The sequence below is a fragment of the Pseudomonas sp. GW456-L13 genome, assembly GCF_017350115.1.
Taxonomy (GTDB): Bacteria; Pseudomonadota; Gammaproteobacteria; order Pseudomonadales; family Pseudomonadaceae; genus Aquipseudomonas; species Aquipseudomonas jessenii.
The window spans coordinates 2,361,923-2,384,776 of record NZ_JACNAS010000002.1 but is presented as its reverse complement, the minus strand read 5'-3'; the positions used below and the strand labels follow the sequence as shown (position 1 = coordinate 2,384,776).

Here is a 22,854-nt window from a genome sequence, read left to right as displayed (position 1 = left end):
TTCCTTTTTGACGTGGCGGCTTACGAAAAGAACAGTGAGCGCGCCAGTTGCGGGCTGATCGCGCTGCGATAGATGGCGATCACCTGGCTGCTGGAAGCGGAATTAAGGTCGCTCCCTCCGGCCATCATCCGTTGATCACGCAGTTTCAAATGGGCGGCGGTAAACGCCTCGACAGGCGTATCAGAAGCGGCGTAGTGAAAATGGGCGTACCACAACGGTTGCCCGGTGCCTCGCTCGCGAATTTCGTACTCCTGCAGGTAATCCTTGCGCGGGCCTTTGAGTCGGCGTCGTTCACCACTGCGCACGACATCGATTTCATTTTTGCTTGATAGCCATTCGATGCGGGCGGCCGTGGGCGGCTGTTGCTTGATCATCTGGACGCGAATCCGGTAGCCCTCGGCGTACAGTCGAACACGTGCCGTGTTCAAGGCCGCGCCCAGTGTTGTCGCAGCGACGGTCGTATTCGAAGCGGTCAGGGTTTGCTCGAGTGTCTTCGCGCTTTTGTCGATCTGTTCGGCTTTATGCTGGAACAACTCTTCGATTTCCACCGGGATGCGGCCGGCTTTTTTTGCGCTCGCTTCGGTTTTCTGGATGAAGCTTTCCACGCCATCGAGCAGCTCCTGACCCTGAGTGATTTGTGTGGCGAGGTCCGGTATTTGTACCGCAGGGCGGCGACGTCTGGGTTGCACGCGCTCAATCCAGACGCCGGGTGATTTTTCGTGAAAGGTGGCGATCACTTTGCCGGTCAAGGGCGATTTCACATCCAGCAGGACCGGCTCTCCCGATGCAGAGGGACGCACTTCGCCCACAACCGTACCCTTGAAGCGTGTCTTGACCACCCGTTTACGCGATGCCGATGCGGGCTTTGACGGACCGGGTCGGGGTTCTACCGGCCGTTGTTCGCGCAGCAGTTGCGCCAGATTGGCTTCGGTGTCCTGCTGGAATTCACTGATCCGTGTACGTACGTGTTTGAACGGTTGCTCCAGAACCGCGTCCTTGTGGGTGAGGCTGAAGTCTTCAAAGGCCTGGTCGATAGCGGCAAACTGTTCGAGCATGCCGTTGAGGCCTTCGATACGTTCGCCTGCCGCCCAGGCACTGTTTTGCAGCATCAGTTCTTGCGAGGTCTGTATGACCAGGTTGGTGGTATCGAGCAAGCGCTCGAATGCGCCCCGGGCGTCGATCAGCGCGGCACTGTTTCCTTCTTTCAAGCAGACGTCGCGAGCCAGCGAAACCTGGAGCGCCTTGAGATCGTTAACACTGAAAGCGGGCAGTTTTGCCCGGTAGGTACTGGCCACTTCAGCAGCATTTCTACCGAGTCGACTCAAGTCATGGAGCCGCGATTGGGCAAACTCTATTTTGCCGATCACACCCTCGGTCAGGTCGACCATTTTCCGGTAGGTTGCAGAATTACCGTTCCCGCCTGTCGTTTCCTCGGCATCGAGCAGCGCCAGGGTTTCCCTCAAGGTCTGCGTAAACGTTGCATTGTGCTGATCGAGCCACGTCTGGTTGAAGAACAATTGAGTGCCGAGCATCTCGACCATGGCGGTTCGGTAGTTGGGCACCGTTTCGAGCAGGTTCAGCGACTTCAACTGCTCGATAGGGGCGGCGTATTCTTGGGTACGGCGCTCGAGCTTCTCGAGGAACTGCGTTTGCGCGGCCGACAGTGCTTCGTCACCGACTGATTTTTTCATGGCGTTGTGGGCGTCCGTCAGCTCTGTACGTGCCCGCTCGCGTTCATTGTCAAACTCGGCCAGTTGCTTCTTGAGTTCGGCGATGCGTGCACGGTTTTGTTGCTTCAGTGCCTTGCGTCGGCTCGACAGACCGCCGCCGCGCAGGCGCAGGCGCGTGTCGACGAACCAGTCACCGCGTTGGTTGCTGATCAGTGCCGGACCGCTGCGCACGGGCTGCTGTCGAGAGTCGATGATCGACACTTCGCCCGTGTCCTCGACGGCCACCTCGAACCAGCGCTCGCCCACCGGCGCATAAAAGCTCTTTTCTTTTCGGTAGAGGTGGCGATAGACGCCGTTGCCACTATCGGGCGGTGTGAGCTGTTCGGGTGGAGTGACCTTGAACTGATCCAGGGTTTTTGTCAGGTCCAAGGCCGCATCGGTTGCCACTGTCTGGCGATGTTGCACAGGAGGGGGCTCGCTGACGATGTCGGGTAATTGCACGACGGTCACAGGTTGTCGGGCCGGTTTTTCCTGTTGCTCGATCGCTTTTGCAATGGGCTTTTCCTGGACCCTGCGCGCAGGCGGATTACGCGTACTGGCGTGATGGGCAAGCACCATGGCCAGGGTCAGCAACAGGTCGGTCATGGCGGATTTCTGCTGCTGATGGTCGCCACTGTCGGCAGCATCGAGGGTTTGCTGCAAGTCATCCAGCACTTGCCAGATCCAGGCGGCCGTCCCGACGGTTCGACCAAGAAAGGGCAGCGCCGCATTGAGCAGCGTCCAGGCTGTACGCTTGAAAGTCGCCCAGCGATTTTGCGCGTTGGACAGCGATTGCCGTTGCGCCAGTTCGACCAGCGCATTGACGTTGGCCTTGTACAGGACGGCCAGGTAATTGCCGCTGAGAACCCGCGAGCCGAGGGAAATCGGGCCGCTCATTTGCAGGGAGGTCAGCGGGTCGCCCAGCAGTTGAGAAATGCTCCAGACCGAAGGTCGGTCACCGGTGAACACATAGTTGGCATAGTTGGCGCGGGCACCGTCCGGCAGCCAGGCGAGTACGGACTGGCGCAACGTCGGCGAGTGTTTGATGGTGTAGACCAGGTTGGCCGGCGTTGGATACTGGCTCAGCGGTTGTTCAAGCATTGGCCGGTAAAGCAGGCAAGGCCCCTTGTCCATCTGGCGGGGCCCGATCACGAACATGTTGGTCACTTCATCGGTGGCGCCACCGATGCGCCAGCCGGGCGCGAATGCCAGTGGGCGAATCACGATCTCCTGGCCATCCACCCAGCGATTGGCGTCGAGCACTTGCACCACGGCGGCGACATAGCGGTAACCGGTCTCGTCGATGCCGTGCTGCTTGCGAATCTTCAGCTGTAAGGCCAGCAGCGGTAACTCGACGCGCAAATGGCTGGTGAACAGGTTCTGACGCCGCAGGCTGTCCACGGGTTCGGCGAGCAGCTTGCTTTTGATCAGCGCCGGGTAGTGCTGGCCGATGTCGACGCGTGTAATCAGCTCCTCCAGATAGCTCACCGTCATCCACTGCGGCAGCGCGGCGGCGCTGGAACTGCGTACGAATTTGTTGCCTTGCGGCAGGGCAATCAGGTTTTGCAGCGCCAGGTCGACCAGGCTCAGGGTGGTGCGCTCAGGGTCCACCGTTGGCACAAAGCTGCCCCAGACCACCACGCTGTCGACCACGATTTCGATGTCCGCCAGGTTCAGATGTGCGGCATCGGCATGTTGCGCGAGCATGGCTTCGCGCAGTCGATCCAGCGCAAATTCGCGGATCGGTTTGAGCCCGTCCAGAAAGGACTTCCCGGCGTTCTGATTGCGCACCGTCACCAGATCCATCAGATGACGGCTGTAAGCGGTGAGATCGGTGGATGACGCATCGGCCATCCAGTCTGGCAGCGATTGCTCGACCTGATTGAATCGCGAGGATGACTGTTTGTCCGTCGGGTCGAGCTCGTTGGTCGTACGGCTGACGTGGGGCGCCAGGTCCGGGTTTGCCGCCGCGGGTTCGTTGGCCAGCGCACCGATTGCATCGGCCTGCAGGGCTATCAGGTTGCACGCCAGGCGGTCGAAATAATTGCCCGGCGGTTCGATCAGGCGCCAATGCAGGACATTTCCCGGTACTTGCCCATCGGTGTCCGCCAGCAACGACGCGCCCAGTTCCTGCAAGGAGTCAAACGCCTGGAAGCCACGGGTGATGGTGTGAGTGAGAACCAGAGTACGGCTACCCAGCGTCCCGATCAGTACCGCCGTGTCGACGATGTTAATGTGCGTCGAAGCCGCGCCGCTTTGGCCGTCCAGGTCAATCAGGCAGGCGCGTGACTGATAAGGGTCATGCGCACGACGTGCGTTTTTGTCCGGGTAGGCGAAAAGCTTGCCGGCCATGGCGTGCTGGTCGCTGTCCCAGTCCGGGTTGGCTTCGATGTTCCATAGGTCGCGCAAGGATTTGGACAGTGCCTGCCAGCGTGGAGCCGATGCGCGGGTGAACTGGTTCCAGTAATCGACTTGTTGCTCTTGAAACGCGACAAACAGCAGTGGCGCCAACTCATTGAGCAGGCGCCCGATGGCATCGATGCTGACGGGCAGTTGCGCCGGTGTCTGCACCTGGGGTTGCAACGTTAGGTAGTGCTCGCCGTCGAGGTAGACCACGGGCGTTCGCGCTACGCCATGGCGCACCAGTGCGTCTGTCAGTGACTCGAAGCGCCTTGACCCAGGCTCGACACTGCCATTGTGCAAGATCCAGGTCGGCGTCACCACCATGGCCAGGCGGGGATCGATTTGCAAATTCGGGTACAGCGCTTTCAGGGCTGGTTGCAGCGCATGTGTGGCGACTTCCCTGATCGAGGGGCCGGTTACCAATTGGGTGAGAAGGGCATCTTGATCAGAGGGGAGGCTGGTTTCAGACGAAGGGCTGGAGGTACTTGTCATGGTCACATCCTTTGTGAGGGTAGCAGGCACCGTGGAAGGTTCGGTGCGCGGTCCATTGCAAAGTAGCGACGGGTATAGCGGCGTTGGCGGTAAATAAATATCGCGGGCAAAAAAAAGACCTGCGCAAGCGCAGGTCAGGATAAACCCGCGTCGGCTATCAGGTGCCCGACTTGATCTTGGTCCAGGCCCGGGTCCGCGCGCGCTCGGCATCGCGCGGCAGCGGTTGCAGGGTGTAGAGCGTACCCATCGCCGCATCGGTCGGGTACAGGTTCGGGTTGTTGCGGATTGCCGGGTCGACCAGTTCCGTGGCGTCCTTGTTCGGGTTCGGGTAACCGACAAAGTCACTGACCGGTGCAATCACCTGCGGCTGTAGCAGGTAGTTGATGAAGGTGTAGGCGTCTTCGGGGTTTTTCGCCCCCTTCGGAATCGCCAGCATGTCGAACCAGATCGGCGCGCCTTCCTTCGGCAAACGCATGTCGACGACCACCCCATTCTTGGCTTCCTTGGCGCGATTGGCGGCTTGCGAGAAGCTGCCGGAATAGCCGACTGCGACACAGATGTCACCGTTGGCAATGTCAGCCATGTACTTGGACGAGTGGAAGTAGGTGATGTACGGACGGATCTTCATCAGCAGTGCTTCAGCCTTGTCATAGTCCGCAGGCTTCTTGCTGTTGGGGTCCAGCCCGAGGTGTTGCAGGGCCAGCGGCAGGATCTCCGAGGGCGAGTCGAGCAGGGCGACACCGCACTGCTTGAGCTTGCTGATGTTCTCTTCTTTGAAGATCAGGTCCCAGCTGTCTACCGGCGCGTCGGCGCCCAGGGCTGCCTTGACCTTGTCCGGGTTGAAGCCGATCAGGATGGTCCCGTACATGTACGGCACGGCAAATTTGTTGCCCGGGTCGTTGGCTTCGATCAGCTTCATCAGCTTGGGATCGAGGTGGTTCCAGTTCGGCAGCTTGCTGCGGTCCAGGGGCTGGAATACGCCGGCTTCGATTTGCTTGGCGAGGAACACGTTGGACGGCACCACCACGTCGTAGCCGGAGTTGCCGGTCAGCAGCTTGGCTTCCAGTGCTTCGTTGGTGTCGAAGATGTCGTAGACCAGTTTGGTCTGGGTGTTCTGAGCCTTGAAGTCTTCCAGGGCCTTGGGGGTGATGTAGTCGAACCAGTTGTAGACGCGCAGCGTGCGTTCTTCAGCGTGCACGGCACCACCGAGCAGCGTGGCGCACAGCGCGGGAGCGATAAAGCGCTTGAGTCTGTTCATTGTTGTTTTCCTCACTGAGCGCTTTCAAAGCCTTCGAGTACGTTCACGGCGTTGATGCCGATTTCTTCCACCGCATAACCGCCTTCCATCACGAACAGCGTTGGCTTGCCGAGGCCGGCGATGCGCTTGCCCATGGCCAGATAGTCCGGGCTGTCGAGTTTGAATTGCGAGATCGGATCGTCCTTGAAGGTGTCGACGCCCAGGGACACGACGATGATGTCGGCACCGTAGTTGTCGATCTCTTTGCAGGCCTGCTCCAGCGCCGCACTCCAGGTGTCCCAGCCCGAGCCAGCGGCCAGCGGATAGTTGAAGTTGAAGCCTTCGCCGGCACCTTCGCCCAGCTCGTCTTCATAGCCGAGAAAGAACGGAAACTCGGCTTCCGGGTGACCGTGGATCGAGGTGAACAGCACATCGCTTCGCTCGTAGAAAATCGACTGGGTGCCGTTGCCGTGGTGGTAATCGACGTCGAGGATCGCGACTTTTTTGTGGCCCTGATCGAGGAACGCCTGGGCCGCGATGGCGGCGTTGTTGAGGTAGCAATAACCACCCATCAAATCGCTGGCGGCGTGGTGTCCCGGTGGACGGCACAGGGCGAAAGCAGAACGGGCGCCGCGCTGGATTTCAGCTTGGGCGGTGAGCGCGACTTGTGCTGCGCTGTACGCCGCTTGCCAGGTGCCGGCGGTGATCGGGGCGCCGCCGTCGAAGCTGTAATAGCCGAGTTGGCCGTGCAGGCTGGTCGGTTTGATCGGGCGCAAGGTGCGTGCAGGCCAGGTGTAGGGCAGCAGGTCACCGTCGGTGTTGAACTCGGTCCAGCGTGCCCAGGCACCTTTGAAGAAGTTGAGGTAGTCGCGGCTGTGAATGCGCGCGATGGGCTCAAGACCGAAATCCTTTGGCGCTTCGACTGGGCCAAGGTTCTGGTTCTGCACGCGTTGCAGCACATGATCGGCGCGCGATGGCATCTCGAAGCACGGCTTGAGCTGGCCGTCGATGAGTTCGCAGCGGCCATGGTGCAGGTGGTGATCGTCAGAGTAGATCGTCAGCATTTGTTGTTCTCCGCAGGGCTGATTCGGTTGCCCCCAGTGTTGCGGCGCACGGCGAATCGGAGAACGGCAGGAAAGGCCAAAAGGGGATCGATATGGCCAAAACATTTGACCGAAATTCGCCCCTTGATAATGCGGAGCTCTCGCGGCCGCCTTCGCGAGCAAGCTCGCTCCCACAGGTGAGCCTCAGTGCTCGCGATTTTTGTGTAAGACGCATACCCCTTGTGGGAGCGAGCTTGCTCGCGATGGCGGCAGATCGGTCACTACAGCCCTCAGGGCCGGAACTGACTCGGCGCCACACCACTCCAGCGCACAAAGGCATGGCGAAAACTCGCGGTCTCGCTGAAGCCCAACGCTTCGGCAATCTGATAGATCGGCAATTGATCCTCGCAAAGCATTTGCTTGGCCTGCTCGAAGCGCAGTTCGTCGAGCAGCTCCTGGTAGCTGCAACCCATGTCCTTGAGATGCCGGCGCAAGGTCCGCGCCGAACAGTTCATTTGCTCGGCCAGCCCCTCCAGCCCGGGCGCGGCATTCAGTTGCGCGCTGAGCAATTGGCGGATCCGTCCCAACCAGGCCTGTCGCCCGGTGAACTCGATGTTCTGTTTGCGGCAGCGTTCGGCCATGGCTTGATGGGTGATGACATCGGCCAGCGGCAATGGTTGGTCGAGCCAGCGCTTGTCGAAAGCGAAGGCGTTGTTGCGTGCTCCGAAGTGCACTGGGCAGTTGAAGTGTTCGGCGTAGGTTGCTTCGTAGTCGGGCGCGGCATGTTCGAAGCGTGCGCCGAGCAAGGGCAGGGGATGGCCGAGCAGGTCGTCGCAGGTGACTTTCAGCGACACCAGGCAGAACTCGGCATTGAACACCGCCATGGCGGGGCTCTCGCGGTAATCGGCGGCGGCGAACCAGATGCGCTCGCCATCGTCTTCAAGGCTCAGTTCGAAAAGTGTTCCCAGCAGCGCCGGATAGCGCATTGCCAGACGCAAAGCGTCACCGAAGGTGGCACTGGTGAGCAGGGCGTAACCGAGCATGCCGTAGCAGGAGACGTGCATCCGCCGGCCCAGTTCCAGGCCGATGTCACGCTTGAGCGCGACAGCGTTGGCGCAGACCTGCATTTCCTGATTGGTGGTGATGCGCGTGTCGGCACGGTTCAGATCCGCCGCACTGATGCCGCTTCCGGCCAGCAGTGCTTCGCTGGACAAGCCTTGTGCCTTGAAGGCATCGAGTACCAGGGAGACGGCATTGAGGGTGGTGAGGTGGGAGTGGAGCATAAGGACTTCCAGCCTTGGGATAGCTGGAACACAGCAAGTTATATGCCGAGCGCTGGAAACTGTAGGAGCGAGCCCGCTCGCGAAAAGCCTGAGAGCGCCGCGGGGTGTCAGGCTCCCGGCGTTATCGTTAACGACCATCGCGAGCGAGCTCGCTCCTACACGTGGTGTGGTGTGTCAGCTCAATTCGCCGCAGAGGTCGAGTTCAACGAGACGGCGAACCTCGGCAGCTTCGAGTCCGGCTCCCAGCAAGCCATGCAACTTGCCAAACGCCGCCTCACGGGTCATGCCGCCACCGGACAGCACGCCAACACCACGCAGGCGGCTGCCTGCCTCATACACGTCGAGCTTCACGCCACCTTCATGGCATTGGGTAACGGCAACCACCACCACGCCGTTGTCCCGTGCACGGCCGAGGCTGGCGAGGAACTCTGGATTGTCGCTCGGCCCGGTGCCGCTGCCGTAGCACTCCAGCACCAGACCTTGAATGCCGCTGTCGAGCAAACCATCCAGCACCTCGGCGCTAATGCCGGGAAACAGCGGCAATACCGCGACCTTCGCCAATTGCTTCGGCTGGTTGTAGTTCAGTTGTGCCGGAATCGAGGCCGCTTTCACACCGCCGCCCTGACGCACCAGTCGCTTGAAGGGATGACGGCCAAAACTGCGCACCTTGGCGCAACGGGTCGGGTCCAGCAGTTCGCCATGGAAGTACAGATGCACGCCCGGCGCCAGGCCTTGGCCCATCGCAACCAGCGCGCCGCCGAGGTTTTCCCAGGCGTCGCTGTCCGTTACACCTGCCGGCAGCATCGAGCCGGTGAAACACACGCGGGCATGCAGGCCGAGCAACTGGAAACTCATCGCGGCCGCGCTGTAGGCCAGGGTGTCGGTGCCATGCAGGATCAGCACGCTGTCGCAGCCCTGAACATCCACCGCATCGACCACTGCTTCACGCAACTGCTGCCAGTACGTCGGGGTCATGTTGGCACTGTCGATCAGCGGCGACATTTCACGGAAACGCCATTGCGGAACCACCAGCTCAGGCTGGCTGTGCAGATAGTCACGCATCCGCGCTTCGAAGCCGGACGCCGGGGCCAGGCCGTTGGCGCTGGCCTGCATACCGATGGTGCCGCCGGTGTAAAGCACCATGACGTGCTGAGCGGCGGGGTAGGTCGACGAATTCATGAAGATTCTCCGAAAGGAAGAGTTCCTGTGGGAGCGAGCTTGCTCGCGATAGCGGTATGTCAGACATCGCTATGTTGACTGACAGTGCGCCATCGCGAGCAAGCTCGCTCCCACAGTTTTTCGAACTTTAACTGACGGGCGCACGCGATGCGCCCGTCATTTACCTGTCAGCGTTGCGCTGCGGGTACGCCTTGCGGCTCAACTTCAGTCTTGCCGACAGCGGCAGGCGGGTTGGCCGGCCACGCCTGGCGATCCAGATCCAGATCCGGGAACTTGGCGGAGTCGAACACCGGAGTCTTGATCCCGGCGGCGCGTTGGTCATCGTAGTCACGCAGGATGCGCATGCCGACCTTGAACAGCAGGAAGAGCGCGATCAGGTTGACGAACGCGAGCATGGTCATGGTGATGTCGGCGAAAGCGAACACGGTGCCGAGGTTTTCGATGGCGCCCCAGAAAATCAGCACCAGTACCAGCGCGCGATAGCCCATCAGCGCTTTGCGGTTTTCACCGATCAAAAAGCGCAGGTTGTTCTCACCCAGGTAGTAGTTGTAGAGGATCGAGGTGAACACGAACAACGCCAGGGCTACGGAGATGAACATCCGGCCCCAGTCACCGACCACGGCGGCCAGCGAGTTCTGGGTCAGGGCAATGCCGTCGCCTTCGAAGCCTGGGGTGTAGAAACCGGAGAGCAGAATCAGCAACGCGGTGCAGGTGCAGATCACGAAGGTATCGAGGAACACGCTGAACGCCTGGACCACGCCTTGCGCCACCGGGTGTTCGACCGCCGCAACCGCCGCCACGTTAGGCGCACTGCCCAGGCCTGCTTCGTTGGCGAACACGCCACGCTTCACGCCCATGATAATGGCGCTGCCGATCAGGCCGCCGAAGGCCTGGTCCAGACCGAAGGCGCTCTTGACGATGGTCATCAGCATGCCCGGCACCTGGTCGAACTGCAGTACGATCACGTAGATGGTCACGCCGATGTACACCAGGGTTTTCACCGGCACCAACAGGTCGGCGACCTTGGCGATGCGCTTGATCCCGCCGATGAACACCAGGCCCAGCAGTACGGCCAGGCCGATGCCGGTGTAAGTGGTGTCGAGGCCGAACGCGTTGTTCAGCGAGTGCGTCACAGCGTGGGCTTGCAGGCCGTTGAAGGCGAAGCCGAACGTCACCAGCAACAGGAACGCCATCAGCATGCCCAACCAGCGTTTTTGCAAACCGTGCTGGATGTAATAGGACGGGCCACCGCGGAACTGGCCTTCGGAATCGCAGCGCTTGTAGAGCTGGCCGAGGGAGCATTCGAAGAAACTGCTGGACATGCCGACCAGCGCGGTCACCCACATCCAGAACACCGCACCTGGGCCACCGAGGGTCACGGCAATGCCGACACCGGCGATGTTGCCCGCACCGACGCGGCCGGCGAGGCTGAGCATCAGGGCCTGGAACGAGCTCAGTTGCCCGGCGCTGCTTTTGAGGCTGTCGCGGAACACCGCGAACATATGGAAGAAGTGACGCAATTGAACGAAACGCGAGCGGATCGTGAAGTAGCTACCGAGCCCGACAATGAGCACGATCAGTACTTTCCCTGAGAGGAAGTCGTTAATGACTTCGAGCATGGATTATTCCTCGCTGTTTTTTGTGTAGGCAACAATGCTGGCCGGACAGACACATCGAGTTACACCCCTTGGCGCACGGCACAATGGGCGGTACGAAGTTCGTCCCGGTTTCATATCGCGGGTTTGTTATTAGTTCGGGTTTCGCATGGGTTGTGGCCTCGCTACCGACGACCGCTCATGCGAAGAGGGGCGGCACTATACCGATGACAGTGCCGTCCGTCTGCACGGTTGTGGTGCGTGCGGTGAAACGAAGCCTTTGAAACACCTGACATTTTTGCTGTCAGGCTATGTGGGAACTGCTCTTGGTGGGAGCGGGCTTGCTCGCGAAAGCGGTGTATCAGATACGTCATTGTTGAATGTGTCGCCGCCTTCGCGAGCAAGCCCGCTCCCACATTGGTCAGGCCCCAGACATATGGTTTTCACTGGCAAATGGTTAAAAAAAAGGGCCTGGAGATTGATCTCCAAGCCCTCAAAAGGTGAGAGGTGTCTAGTCCCTCGACCTGGTGAGCGGTGCTACAAGTAATGCGTCGGGTTATGCCTTCAGAGGCACCAGACGCGGCGCAATCATGTTTTCCGGGCGCAGGATGTCGGCGAGCATGGCTTCGTCGAGCAGACCTTCTTCGCGCACCAGTTCCAGCACGCCACGGCCGCTTTCGAGGGCGAGGCCGGCGATACGGGTGGCATTTTTGTAGCCGATGTACGGGTTCAGCGCGGTGACCAGGCCGATCGAGTGCTCGACCAGTTCACGGCAGCGTGCTTCGTTGGCGGTGATGCCGACGATGCAGTGCTCGCGCAGCATGTCCATGGCACGTTGCAGCAGGCGGATCGAGTCGAAGATCTTGAAGGCGATCAGCGGCTCCATCACGTTCAGCTGCAGTTGGCCGCCTTCGGCTGCCATGGTCAGTGCCAAGTCGTTACCGATGACCTGGAACGCTACCTGGTTCACAGCTTCCGGGATGACCGGGTTGACCTTGCCGGGCATGATCGAGCTGCCTGGCTGACGCGCCGGCAGGTTGATTTCGTTGATGCCGGTGCGTGGGCCGCTGGACAGCAGGCGCAGGTCGTTACAGATCTTCGACAGCTTGACCGCGGTGCGCTTGAGCATGCCGGAGAACAGCACGAAGGCGCCCATGTCGGAAGTCGCTTCGATCAGGTCGGCCGCTGGCACCAGCGGTTGACCGCTGATCAGTGCCAGGCGCTGTACCGCCAGTGCTTGATAACGTGGGTCGGCGTTGATGCCGGTACCGATCGCGGTGCCACCCAGGTTCACTTCAGTCAGCAGTTCCGGGGCCAGCGTCTTCAGACGGGCCAGGTCTTCGCCCATGGTGGTGGCGAAGGCACGGAATTCCTGGCCGAGGGTCATTGGCACGGCGTCTTGCAGTTGAGTACGGCCCATTTTCAGGACGTGATCGAATTCTTTGCCCTTGGCCGCAAACGCCTGAATCAGGCTGTCGAGGCTGGCCAGCAGGGTGTCGTGACCGAGCAGCAGACCCAGACGGATCGCCGTTGGGTAAGCGTCGTTGGTCGACTGCGCCATGTTGACGTCGTCGTTCGGATGCAGGTACTGGTACTCGCCTTTCTGGTGACCCATTGCTTCCAGAGCAACGTTGGCGATCACTTCGTTGGCGTTCATGTTGGTGGAGGTACCGGCGCCACCTTGAATCATGTCGACCACGAACTCTTCGTGGAAATCACCGCGGATCAATCGGGCACAGGCTTCGCTGATGGCGGCGTGCTTGGCTTCGCTCAGGTGACCCAACTCACGGTTGGCGTCAGCAGCGGCCTGTTTAACCATGGCCAGACCGACAACCAGTTTCGGGTAGTGCGAAATCGGAACGCCCGAAAGGCGGAAGTTATTCACCGCTCGCAGGGTCTGGATACCGTAATACGCTTGAGCCGGTACTTCGAGGGCGCCAAGCAGGTCATTTTCTGTGCGGAATGATGCAGCGGAGGACATGATAGAAATCATCTCAATATGGACCCGGTCTGTGCCGGAACGCTGTGAATGCTAGGCTTGTGTAGAATTTTGGGCCAATGCTGTTAAGCACTAGCCTATGCACATTCGGCATAATGCCCGTGTGACGCCGGCTTGACGGCGAACGTGTGACCTAAATTGGTGCGTGTCCGGGAGGACGTGATGAATCTGGAAAGCAAATGGCTGGAGGACTTCAGTGCCCTGGCCGCCACCCGCAGTTTCTCCCAGGCCGCCGAGCGGCGTTTTGTGACGCAGCCGGCGTTCAGTCGGCGAATCCGCAGCCTTGAAGCCGCGTTGGGGCTGACCCTGGTCAACCGTTCGCGCACGCCGGTGGAGCTGACGGCGGCAGGGCAATTGTTTCTGGTCACCGCGCGCACCGTGGTCGAACAGCTGGGCGAAGTATTGCGCCATCTGCATCACTTGGAGGGCGGGCAGGGCGAAGTGATGCAGGTCGCTGCCGCGCACTCCCTGGCGCTCGGTTTCTTTCCGCGCTGGATCGCGCAGTTGCGCAACGAAGGTTTGAACATCGCCACGCGACTGGTGGCGACCAACGTCGGTGATGCCGTGCATGCCTTGCGCGAAGGCGGCTGCGATCTGATGCTGGCGTTCTACGACCCGGATGCGGCAATGCAGATGGACCCCGAAATCTTCCCCTCGCTACACCTTGGCCACACCGAGATGCTGCCGGTCTGCGCAGCAGACGCCGATGGCAAGCCGCTGTTCGATCTGGAAGGCGAGGGCAGCGTGCCGCTGTTGGCCTACAGCGCTGGTGCGTTCCTCGGTCGTTCGGTGAACATGTTGCTGCGCCAACGGGCGCTGCGCTTCACCACCATCTACGAAACTGCGATGGCCGACAGCCTGAAAAGCATGGCTCTTGAAGGCCTGGGCATTGCCTGGGTGCCACAACTGAGCGTGCGTGCCGAACTGGCGCGCGGTGAACTGGTGGTCTGCGGAGGGCCGCAATGGCATGTGCCGCTGGAAATTCGTCTCTACCGCTGCGCCCTTGTGCGCAAGGCCAATGTGCGGTTGTTGTGGCGCAAACTGGAAGGTGGAGCGGCGGGTTCTGCTTCCTGAGGGCGAAGCGTGATCAAGGCCAATCGAGTTGGCCTTGATCTGTCGAAAACGGCGTCAATCAGCTCATGGGAACTGAATGAGGTAATTGCGAATGTTCTCTTCGTTTTTCTTGCTGAAGGTAAAAGCTGACTTGCGTGCAGTTTTGTACATTATCGATTTGTAGGTTCCGTAGTAGGTCGAAACGTTTTCATCGCTGTCTTCATGAGCAGCGTTAAGCATATGCCCAACCTCATGGGATGCAGTTAATTTCGATGTAATCGAGGCAATACCCATCACACCCGGTTGTTGAGCAACACCCAGCGTAGTTTTATTGATGTCGTCGCGCGTTAATAGCAAATACAAATCGATGGAGGCATCGTAAGTGGTGCGATCTTGATTTCCCAGATGGGTAAGAAGAGCATCCTGGAATTTATCCATCAAGCGCTCAATATTATCCGACTTATAGTTGAAGCTGCTTAATGTTAAGGCGTCTGAAGGTTGTATTAAATTAACGTCCATTGTGCGGCCTGAGATTCGGGAGACCGTATCTGCCAGCCAGTCGAAATAATCTTGGTGGAGCAAGTCTTCGTTAATGCCTTTCAGATCTTCGTGCAGGAAGACGTTAAGCTTGATCGGTCGTTTTGACATAATATAATCCATTGGTTTTTCAAATCATAAATGGCTCGAGTTGAAATTGGGGGGTGCGTTGAAGTTTCAATACAGGCTGTCTACATAGTCCTTGATGCGCTTTCGATTTGCATCGCTAAATACCATGCAATTCGACCTGAGCTGCAGGGCTGGGAGCATGAAGGTTTCGCACCACCAACCGTTGTACAAAACTTCGCCATCTTCATGATCGGCGTTGAAGGTGTGCCCCAATTCATGGCCGACCCCTTGCTTGAAATCAAGAGACGCAATGGCGGCTCTTCCCGGTTGTGCATCCGCGATACCTCCAACGCCTCCGAATAAGGGATGGCCGTTAATCATATCGTTAGTGATCAAAAGCACTCTGTCGTTGCGAGATATTCGAAATTCCTTATCATCATTTCTTTTCTTTCTGTATTGCCAGGCAAGTTCTCTCCAATCCTTTATTACTTTCTCCCGGTCGGAACTTCTGTATTTGAAGTTACTGTATGGGGCTATGTGTTCATCAAAAACCACATGGGCCTTGCGGCCGGTGATGCTTTGAAACTCTTCAATGAAAGGATGAATGTAATCACCATGTATGCTGTCTCTTTTCGACTTCGGTATGTCGTCATGGAAGATGAAGTAAATCCGAATTGGATCGAGACGGTCATCTTTCAACGGCGGGCTGTCGTTAGCGTGAATATTGAGGCTCAGAAGTAATGCAGCTATAAAAGTCATGAATTTCATCAATGGGTTTTGCATTTCGATATCTCATTGTGAATCCGCCTTCAAACTATGTGAGGGGATTTGACACATCTATAAATAGGTTGGGGCGATTATTAAAAATAACTGTCGTGCAGTTATATATCATCCGGCGCATGGGTTTGCTTTTGATAGTGTTTTAAATAGTATTGCGCAGGGCAGTGATCGAAGTTTATTGGTTTGAAATTGTTAGTGATCTTCGAGGCTTCATTACTAACTAAAATTCTTGACCTTAAAATCAATAAACCGCTGTTTGGCCCCAGATGACAGATGGTCGCGACAGGGGCTGTTTATCTGTCGTATTGCGGTATACTGCGCGGCCTTCGGCCGGTTACGACCGGCCATAATTCGTACAATCAAGCCACGCATCCTGCGTGGCTTGTTGTTTTTTGATGCGCCTGCGGGCGCCCAGAGAGAAGAGGCACGACGATGAGTGCACTGGTTGGCGTGATCATGGGCTCCAAGTCCGATTGGTCCACCCTTAGCCACACCGCCGATATGCTGGAAAAGCTCGGCATCCCCTACGAGGTGAAAGTGGTTTCTGCCCACCGCACCCCGGACCTGCTGTTCCAGTACGCTGAAGAAGCCGAGGCGCGTGGCATCGAGGTGATCATCGCCGGTGCCGGTGGCGCGGCCCATTTGCCTGGCATGTGTGCGGCCAAGACCCACCTGCCGGTGCTGGGCGTACCAGTACAATCGGCAATGCTGTCGGGCGTTGATTCGCTGCTTTCCATTGTGCAGATGCCGGCGGGCATTCCGGTCGCCACCCTGGCCATCGGCAAGGCGGGCGCGATCAACGCGGCGCTGCTGTCGGCGAGTATCCTTGGCGCCAAGCACCCGCAGTTCCACGCGGTGCTGAAAACCTTCCGTGCTGAGCAGACAGACAGCGTCCTGGACAATCCAGACCCACGCATCGCCTGAGGTTGTTGACGATGAAGATCGGTGTAATCGGTGGCGGCCAGTTGGGTCGCATGTTGGCGCTGGCGGGCACTCCGCTGGGCATGAACTTCGCTTTCCTGGACCCGGCTCCGGATGCTTGTGCAGCCGCGTTGGGCGAACACCTGCGAGCCGATTACGGCGATCAGGATCACCTGCGCCAGCTGGCCGATGAAGTCGATCTGGTGACCTTCGAGTTCGAAAGCGTTCCGGCCGAGACCGTGGCTTTCCTGTCGCAATTCGTCCCGGTCTATCCGAGCGCCGAAGCGCTGCGCATCGCCCGCGATCGTTGGTTCGAGAAGAGCATGTTCAAGGACCTGGGGATTCCTACCCCGGCGTTCGCCGACATTCAGTCCCAGGCTGACCTGGACGCCGCCGTGGCTTCCATTGGCCTGCCGGCAGTGCTGAAGACCCGTACTTTGGGTTACGACGGCAAGGGTCAAAAAGTCCTGCGCACGCCAGAAGATGTGGTTGGCACCTTTGCCGAGCTGGGCAGCGTGGCCTGTCTGCTGGAAGGCTTCGTGCCGTTCACCGGTGAAGTCTCGCTGATCGCCGTGCGTGCCCGCGACGGTGAAACCCGCTTCTATCCGCTGGTACACAACACCCACGACAGCGGCATCCTCAAGCTGTCCGTGGCCAGCACCGATCACCCGCTGCAAGCCTTGGCCGAAGACTACTCCAGCCGTGTGCTCAAGCAACTGGATTACGTCGGCGTGATGGCGTTCGAGTTCTTTGAAGTCGACGGTGGCCTCAAGGCCAACGAAATCGCCCCGCGAGTGCACAACTCCGGGCACTGGACCACCGAAGGCGCCGAGTGCAGCCAGTTCGAAAACCACCTGCGGGCCGTTGCCGGTCTGCCGTTGGGTTCGACGGCCAAGGTCGGCGAAAGCGCGATGCTCAACTTCATCGGCAAAGTGCCTGAGACCGAGAAGGTCCTGAGCATCGCCGATTGCCATCTGCATCACTATGGCAAGGCGTTCAAGGTCGGTCGCAAGGTCGGTCACGCCAACCTTCGTTGTGCAGACCGAGAGACGCTGACGGCCCAGATTCTCAAGGTTGAAGCACTGATAGCCGAATAGTATTTATGTGCAACGGTGGAACCTTCAGGTTGCACCGTTCTCTCATGGCAGGTCACGAAAGTCTGACTAGGCTTTCCAATAGCGACTTCATTGAGAGGGGAATGCCATGGGAATTATCGGAACCATCTTTATCGGCTTGATCGTCGGTCTGCTGGCACGGTTCCTGAAACCGGGCGATGACAGCATGGGCTGGATCATGACGATCCTGCTCGGCATCGGCGGTTCGCTGGCGGCCACTTACGGCGGTCAAGCCCTGGGCATCTATCAGGCCGGCCAAGGCGCAGGCTTCATCGGTGCGCTGGTGGGCGCCGTTGTGTTGCTGGTGATCTACGGCCTGGTCAAAAAGAACTGATCCAGACGACAAAGTCCTCTCGGCCGCACAAGCCGGGAGGGCTAGAATGCTCGGCGTTTCCTGATCCTTTCTATACCGAGCACCTTCATGCGCCGTCTTCTGCTGACTCTACTTTTATTGGGAACGGGCCTTGCCCATGCCGGTGAACTGCCGGAAACCGACTGGCTCGAATTGATGCCCAAGTCGGACCAGAAGGCCCTCGAGGCCATGCCTGAAATCGACCACAACTCCCCTGAAGCCAATGGCACTTTCACCGACAAGGGTGGGATGAAGCAGGCCAAAGGCTTGCCGGCGGTGATGTACTCGACCAAGACCGTTGCGTCGATGAACGACAAGAACATCCGCATTGGCGGTTACCCCGTGCCGCTGGAGTCCGATGCCAAGGGCCACAGTACGTTGTTCTTCCTGGTGCCGTACCCGGGCGCGTGCATCCACGTGCCGCCACCGCCGCCCAACCAACTGGTGCTGGTGCGCTATCCAAAGGGCCTGAAACTGAACGATATCTACACGCCGCTGTGGGTCACCGGCACGCTGAAGGTCGAGAAGGTCAGCAATGACTTGGCGGATGCGGCGTATGCGCTGGATGCGGCGACGGTACGGGTGGTGAAAGAGTCGGATTTGTAACGCGCCGTCAGATGGCATGGCACAAAAAACTGTGGGAGCGAGATTGCTCGCGATGAGGCCATAACATTCAACATTCATGTTGCCTGTTACGCCGCCATCGCGAGCAAGCTCGCTCCCACATTATTGGTTTTGTGGTGTTGCTTAGAGCGGCTTGCTACCGACGCTCACACCCAGGGTATGGCTGGCCCCTGGTTTCAGGTTCACCACATCGTCCATCACGTTCGCCGTCTCGATGCACAGCATGCGCTGCCAACCGTCGTCGGCCATGTCGCTGAACGCGGCGGCGCGGTCGATCCATGGGTTCCAGATCACCGCGGTGCGCGAGCCCGTGCTGGTCAGTTCGATGCGTCGCTCCCAGGCCGGATCGACGATGCTCAGCAGTGGCGGGGCATCGAGATAGATGCGGTCGGTTTCGCCGGTAAAACGCAGATCACCGCTCTGGGTTACGGTTTTCCAGTTATCCAGGGTTTCGATGTATTTGAGACCGCCCACACCTTCGACATGCACCTCGCGCACATCGCTGACGGCAAAATAGCTGTGCAGCGCCTGGCTGATGCTGACGGTTTCAGCGCCCCGGTTATGGCTGGTCAGGTGGATGTGCAACTGCTCGTCGAGGCGAATGCTCAGCGTCAAGTCCACCTGGTGCGGCCAACCAGGAAAGCCGCCGTCGGGGTAGGGCAGGAGGAATTCGACTTTCAGGCTTTCGCCTTCGGCTTCGATGCCGCCCAGCTCCCAATCCATCGCTCGCACGAAGCCGTGAGCTGACGGCGCTTCATTGCTGACGCGCATCGCCTGCACGCTTTGCGGGTTACGGTCGAAGACGCCGAACCACGGCCAGCACACCGGCACGCCGGCACGTATGCTCTTGCCGGTCTTGAATACGGCCTCGTCATTGAGCCAGATCAGCGGCGGCTGGCCGGCCAGTTGATAACTGAGGATGTGCGCGCCTTGCTGGGCCACCAGTAATTCAGCCTGACCGTGGCGAATTCGCCAGCAGTTCAGTTCATCCAGTTTTACGGCTTCAACATTGGGCGTGCTCATGGGACAGCTCTCGATCAGTAACGTGGACGACTATCGACCGCAAAACGGCTACCAGGTTTAGAAGTTCTTTCAGCGAGCCCGGGGCGGAACCGAACGGGTGCGACCGCTGCCGTCGATGGCAACGAACACAAACACCGCTTCGGTTACTTTACGCCACTCGCTGGACAGTGGGTCGTCGCTCCAGACCTCGACCATCATCTTGATCGAGCTGCGGCCGATTTCCAGGGCCTGGGTATAAAAGGAGAGCTGAGCGCCCACCGCCACCGGAACCAGAAACGCCATGCGGTCGATTGCAACGGTGGCAACGCGTCCGCCGGCGACCTTGCTGGCCATCGCGGTGCCTGCCAAATCCATCTGCGCCACCAGCCAGCCGCCGAAAATATCGCCAAAGCCGTTGGTTTCGCGTGGGAGCGCGGTGATTTGTAAGGCCAGGTCGCCTTGCGGGATCGGATCTTCTTGTTCGAGTTCTATCATGCCGGGGGGCCTCTGACCCGTGACTCTTCGTTGGTATTGCTGGTGGTAGCCGTCTTCGGGAAAAACGATTCAGCACCGAACATACTACGTTCGTCACGTTTTCCATCAGGCGCCTAAAGGGAAACTCTGCGAAATCGCCTATGAACCTGACAGGCGCTTTCGCACAGCAACCCCTCAAAAACCGGAGCAGGCTTTGAGTATATCGGTCGGTAGACTCCGCGACGACCGTCCGGTTCTCATTTTGACTGTCAAAAACGCACCTCTATGTGCTTTTTCGAACAATTTGCTATCGTGCCGGACCTGCCCAAACCTCAGCCAGCGTTGTTGAGGTAGCAGATCCGACTATAAGAGAAGCCCTTGCCATGACCACAGCGCCCTCGAGCATCGCGCAGCCAGACCAACCCGCACGTCCGCTGACCCGCAACGACTACAAGACTCTATCGCTGTCGGCCCTGGGCGGCGCGCTGGAGTTCTACGATTTCATCATCTTCGTGTTCTTCGCTACGGTGGTGGGCAAGTTGTTCTTCCCGGCGGACATGCCTGAGTGGCTACGCCTGATGCAGACCTTCGGCATCTTCGCCGCCGGCTACCTGGCGCGGCCGCTGGGCGGCATCGTGATGGCGCACTTCGGTGACCTGCTGGGCCGCAAGAAAATGTTCACTCTGAGCATTTTCATGATGGCGGTGCCGACCTTGATCATGGGTTTGCTGCCGACTTATGCGCAGATCGGCATGTGGGCGCCTATCCTGCTGCTGTTGATGCGGGTGATCCAGGGCGCGGCCATTGGCGGTGAAGTGCCGGGTGCATGGGTCTTCGTTTCCGAACACGTGCCGCAACGGCATATCGGCTATGCCTGCGGGACCCTGACCAGCGGCCTGACGGCGGGCATCCTGCTCGGTTCGCTGGTCGCCACGGCGATCAACAGTATCTACACCCCGGTGGAAGTAGCGGATTACGCCTGGCGAATTCCGTTCCTGCTGGGTGGCGTGTTCGGTCTGTTCTCGGTGTACCTGCGTCGCTGGCTGCACGAAACCCCGGTGTTCGCCGAGCTGCAACAGCGCAAGGCCCTGGCCGAAGAAGTGCCGCTGCGTGCGGTGTTGCGTGACCATCGTGGCGCCATCGCCATTTCGATGCTGCTGACCTGGCTGCTGTCGGCCGCCATCGTGGTGTTGATCCTGATGACACCGACTGTGTTGCAGACGGTCTATCACTTCTCGCCAACCACGTCCCTGCAGGCGAACAGCGTGGCGATCGTGTTCCTGAGTTTTGGTTGCATCATTGCCGGCGCACTGGCCGATCGCTTCGGTGCGGGACGAGTCTTCGTGATCGGCTGTACCGCATTGCTGGCCAGTTCCTGGACCTTCTACCACAGCCTGGCCGATCATCCCGACTGGCTATTCCCGATGTATGCCCTGACCGGTCTGCTGGTCGGCACCATCGGCGCGGTGCCGTATGTGATGGTCAAGGCGTTCCCGCCGGTGGTGCGTTTCAGCGGCCTGTCGTTCTCCTACAACGTCGCCTACGCGATTTTCGGTGGTCTGACGCCGATGATCGTCAGCCTGTTGCTCAAAGAAAGTGCGATGGGGCCTGCCTATTATGTGGCAGTGCTGTGCGGGGTGGGGATCCTGGTCGGCGCCTGGCTATGGAAGAAAGGCCGTTGATCCGTTAGTAGTGGCAACGGCGGGCGCTGCGCTCTCGGCTAAATCCAGCCAATTCCAACATTTACAGTTACAACTGAAAGGCCAGCCTTCCGAGCGGAATGCTGGCCTTTCATCCAATTGTCATATTTCAGCCATAGAGTGTTCACACGGCCTGCTGATACTTGGCCCCGACTTAACACACCCTATCTGCTAGGAGTAAGGCATGAAACTGAAGCGTTTGATGGCGGCAATGACTTTTGTCGCTGCTGGCGTTGCGACTGCCAACGCGGTTGCCGCTGTTGACCCTGCTATCCCGAGCTACACCAAGACCACTGGTGTGTCGGGCAACCTGTCCAGCGTCGGCTCCGATACCCTGGCCAACCTCATGACCCTCTGGGCTGAGAACTACAAAAAAGAATATCCGAACGTAAACATCCAGATTCAGGCCGCCGGTTCTTCTACCGCGCCACCTGCGCTGACCGAAGGCACCGCTAACCTGGGTCCGATGAGCCGCAAAATGAAGGACAACGAGCTGCAGGCCTTCGAAACCAAATACGGTTACAAGCCAACCGCTATTCCGGTTGCCGTGGATGCCTTGGCCGTATTCGTGCACAAGGACAACCCGATCAAGCATATGACCATGGAACAGGTCGATGCGGTCTTCTCGTCCACCCGTCTGTGCGGCGGCAAAGCCGACGTCAAAACCTGGGGTGACCTGGGTGTGACCGGCGACCTGGCCAACAAGCCGGTTCAGCTGTTCGGTCGTAACTCGGTATCCGGCACTTATGGCTACTTCAAGGAAGAAGCCCTGTGCAAAGGTGACTTCAAGCCAAACGTCAACGAACAGCCAGGCTCGGCTTCGGTTGTGCAGTCGATCAGCTCCTCGCTGAACGGCATCGGTTACTCGGGTATCGGTTACAAGACTGCCAGCGTGAAGACGGTGGCCCTGGCCAAGAAAGGCAGCACCGAGTTTGTTGAAGACACTGAAGAAAACGCCCTGAACGGCAAGTACCCGCTGTCGCGCTTCCTGTACGTGTACGTCAACAAAGCCCCGAACAAGCCTTTGGCTCCGCTGGAAGCTGAGTTCGTGAAGCTGGTTCTGTCCAAACAGGGCCAGGAAGTTGTGGTGAAAGACGGCTACATCCCACTGCCAGCCAAGGTTGCTGCAAAAGCACTGGCTGACCTGGGTCTGGCGGAAGGCGGCACTGCAGTCGTAAAAAAGTAACAAATTGAGTCCGGGGTGAATCCTTCCGGACTCAAGTAAAAGGCCGGATCTGCTTGCAGGCCGGCCTTTTACACACCTCAAATTTTCGATCCTCTGCCAGT

At 59.0% G+C, this 22,854-nt stretch carries 18 protein-coding genes; 7 read left to right on the top strand and 11 right to left on the bottom strand.

Annotated features, from left to right (window positions below; all coding sequences use genetic code 11):
- Nucleotides 1–20: 20 nt before the first annotated feature.
- The 7 genes from J4D25_RS25075 to J4D25_RS25045 all read right to left on the bottom strand — a co-directional run bounded on the left by J4D25_RS25075 (nucleotide 21) and on the right by J4D25_RS25045 (nucleotide 12,922).
- Nucleotides 21–4,604 carry a dermonecrotic toxin domain-containing protein gene (locus J4D25_RS25075; protein ID WP_057712708.1) on the bottom strand — a complete coding sequence of 1,528 codons (4,584 nt, stop codon included), beginning with the start codon at nucleotides 4,602–4,604 and terminating at the stop codon, nucleotides 21–23.
- Between the two features lie 157 nt (nucleotides 4,605–4,761).
- A complete protein-coding gene (locus J4D25_RS25070) occupies nucleotides 4,762–5,862 on the bottom strand; it encodes a polyamine ABC transporter substrate-binding protein (protein WP_057712709.1) in 1,101 nt (366 codons plus the stop codon).
- 11 nt (nucleotides 5,863–5,873) lie between these two features.
- Entirely contained in the window at nucleotides 5,874–6,905 is a 1,032-nt protein-coding gene (locus J4D25_RS25065; protein ID WP_057712710.1) for a histone deacetylase family protein, read from the bottom strand.
- Nucleotides 6,906–7,174: 269 nt separating this feature from the next.
- On the bottom strand, nucleotides 7,175–8,167 hold the full coding sequence (locus tag J4D25_RS25060) for an AraC family transcriptional regulator (RefSeq protein WP_057712711.1): 993 nt from the start codon (nucleotides 8,165–8,167) through the stop codon (nucleotides 7,175–7,177).
- A 174-nt stretch (nucleotides 8,168–8,341) separates the two neighbouring features.
- Nucleotides 8,342–9,346 (bottom strand): asparaginase, encoded by a 1,005-nt coding sequence (locus tag J4D25_RS25055; protein ID WP_057712712.1) that lies wholly within the window; start codon nucleotides 9,344–9,346, stop codon nucleotides 8,342–8,344.
- 167 nt (nucleotides 9,347–9,513) lie between these two features.
- On the bottom strand, nucleotides 9,514–10,965 hold the full coding sequence (locus J4D25_RS25050; RefSeq protein ID WP_057712713.1) for a sodium:alanine symporter family protein: 1,452 nt from the start codon (nucleotides 10,963–10,965) through the stop codon (nucleotides 9,514–9,516).
- Nucleotides 10,966–11,497: 532 nt separating this feature from the next.
- Nucleotides 11,498–12,922, bottom strand: a complete 1,425-nt coding sequence (locus J4D25_RS25045; protein ID WP_034152112.1) for an aspartate ammonia-lyase — start codon at nucleotides 12,920–12,922, stop codon at nucleotides 11,498–11,500.
- Between the two features lie 180 nt (nucleotides 12,923–13,102).
- Between J4D25_RS25045 and J4D25_RS25040 the strand changes: the two genes are divergently transcribed.
- The gene (locus J4D25_RS25040; protein WP_057712714.1) at nucleotides 13,103–14,014 is read left to right on the top strand and encodes a LysR substrate-binding domain-containing protein; all 912 of its coding nucleotides are present in this window, start codon (nucleotides 13,103–13,105) and stop codon (nucleotides 14,012–14,014) included.
- Nucleotides 14,015–14,077: 63 nt separating this feature from the next.
- On the opposite strand, the gene J4D25_RS25035 is transcribed toward J4D25_RS25040, so the two are convergent.
- Nucleotides 14,078–14,641, bottom strand: coding sequence for a hypothetical protein (locus J4D25_RS25035; RefSeq protein WP_057712715.1), 564 nt, complete (start codon nucleotides 14,639–14,641; stop codon nucleotides 14,078–14,080).
- Between the two features lie 66 nt (nucleotides 14,642–14,707).
- Complete coding sequence (locus J4D25_RS25030) at nucleotides 14,708–15,382, bottom strand: hypothetical protein (protein WP_057712716.1); 675 nt, start codon at nucleotides 15,380–15,382, stop codon at nucleotides 14,708–14,710.
- A 429-nt stretch (nucleotides 15,383–15,811) separates the two neighbouring features.
- Between J4D25_RS25030 and purE the strand changes: the two genes are divergently transcribed.
- From purE to J4D25_RS25010, 4 genes are all read left to right on the top strand, one after another.
- Nucleotides 15,812–16,303, top strand: coding sequence for a 5-(carboxyamino)imidazole ribonucleotide mutase (gene purE / locus J4D25_RS25025; protein WP_046038893.1), 492 nt, complete (start codon nucleotides 15,812–15,814; stop codon nucleotides 16,301–16,303).
- Nucleotides 16,304–16,314: 11 nt separating this feature from the next.
- Complete coding sequence (locus tag J4D25_RS25020; RefSeq protein WP_057712717.1) at nucleotides 16,315–17,397, top strand: 5-(carboxyamino)imidazole ribonucleotide synthase; 1,083 nt, start codon at nucleotides 16,315–16,317, stop codon at nucleotides 17,395–17,397.
- Between the two features lie 106 nt (nucleotides 17,398–17,503).
- Nucleotides 17,504–17,749 carry a GlsB/YeaQ/YmgE family stress response membrane protein gene (locus J4D25_RS25015; protein WP_007928514.1) on the top strand — a complete coding sequence of 82 codons (246 nt, stop codon included), beginning with the start codon at nucleotides 17,504–17,506 and terminating at the stop codon, nucleotides 17,747–17,749.
- Nucleotides 17,750–17,836: 87 nt separating this feature from the next.
- Nucleotides 17,837–18,373 (top strand): DUF3299 domain-containing protein, encoded by a 537-nt coding sequence (locus J4D25_RS25010; protein WP_057712718.1) that lies wholly within the window; start codon nucleotides 17,837–17,839, stop codon nucleotides 18,371–18,373.
- 141 nt (nucleotides 18,374–18,514) lie between these two features.
- Here J4D25_RS25010 and J4D25_RS25005 read toward each other — a convergent pair whose 3' ends face one another.
- Nucleotides 18,515–19,414, bottom strand: a complete 900-nt coding sequence (locus tag J4D25_RS25005; RefSeq protein WP_057712719.1) for a D-hexose-6-phosphate mutarotase — start codon at nucleotides 19,412–19,414, stop codon at nucleotides 18,515–18,517.
- 69 nt (nucleotides 19,415–19,483) lie between these two features.
- A complete protein-coding gene (locus J4D25_RS25000) occupies nucleotides 19,484–19,888 on the bottom strand; it encodes an acyl-CoA thioesterase (protein WP_007942704.1) in 405 nt (134 codons plus the stop codon).
- A 362-nt stretch (nucleotides 19,889–20,250) separates the two neighbouring features.
- Between J4D25_RS25000 and J4D25_RS24995 the strand changes: the two genes are divergently transcribed.
- Together J4D25_RS24995 and J4D25_RS24990 are read left to right on the top strand one after the other, a co-directional pair.
- Nucleotides 20,251–21,549, top strand: coding sequence for an MFS transporter (locus J4D25_RS24995; protein WP_057712720.1), 1,299 nt, complete (start codon nucleotides 20,251–20,253; stop codon nucleotides 21,547–21,549).
- Nucleotides 21,550–21,751: 202 nt separating this feature from the next.
- A complete protein-coding gene (locus J4D25_RS24990; protein WP_057712721.1) occupies nucleotides 21,752–22,753 on the top strand; it encodes a phosphate ABC transporter substrate-binding protein PstS in 1,002 nt (333 codons plus the stop codon).
- Nucleotides 22,754–22,854 lie beyond the last annotated feature (101 nt).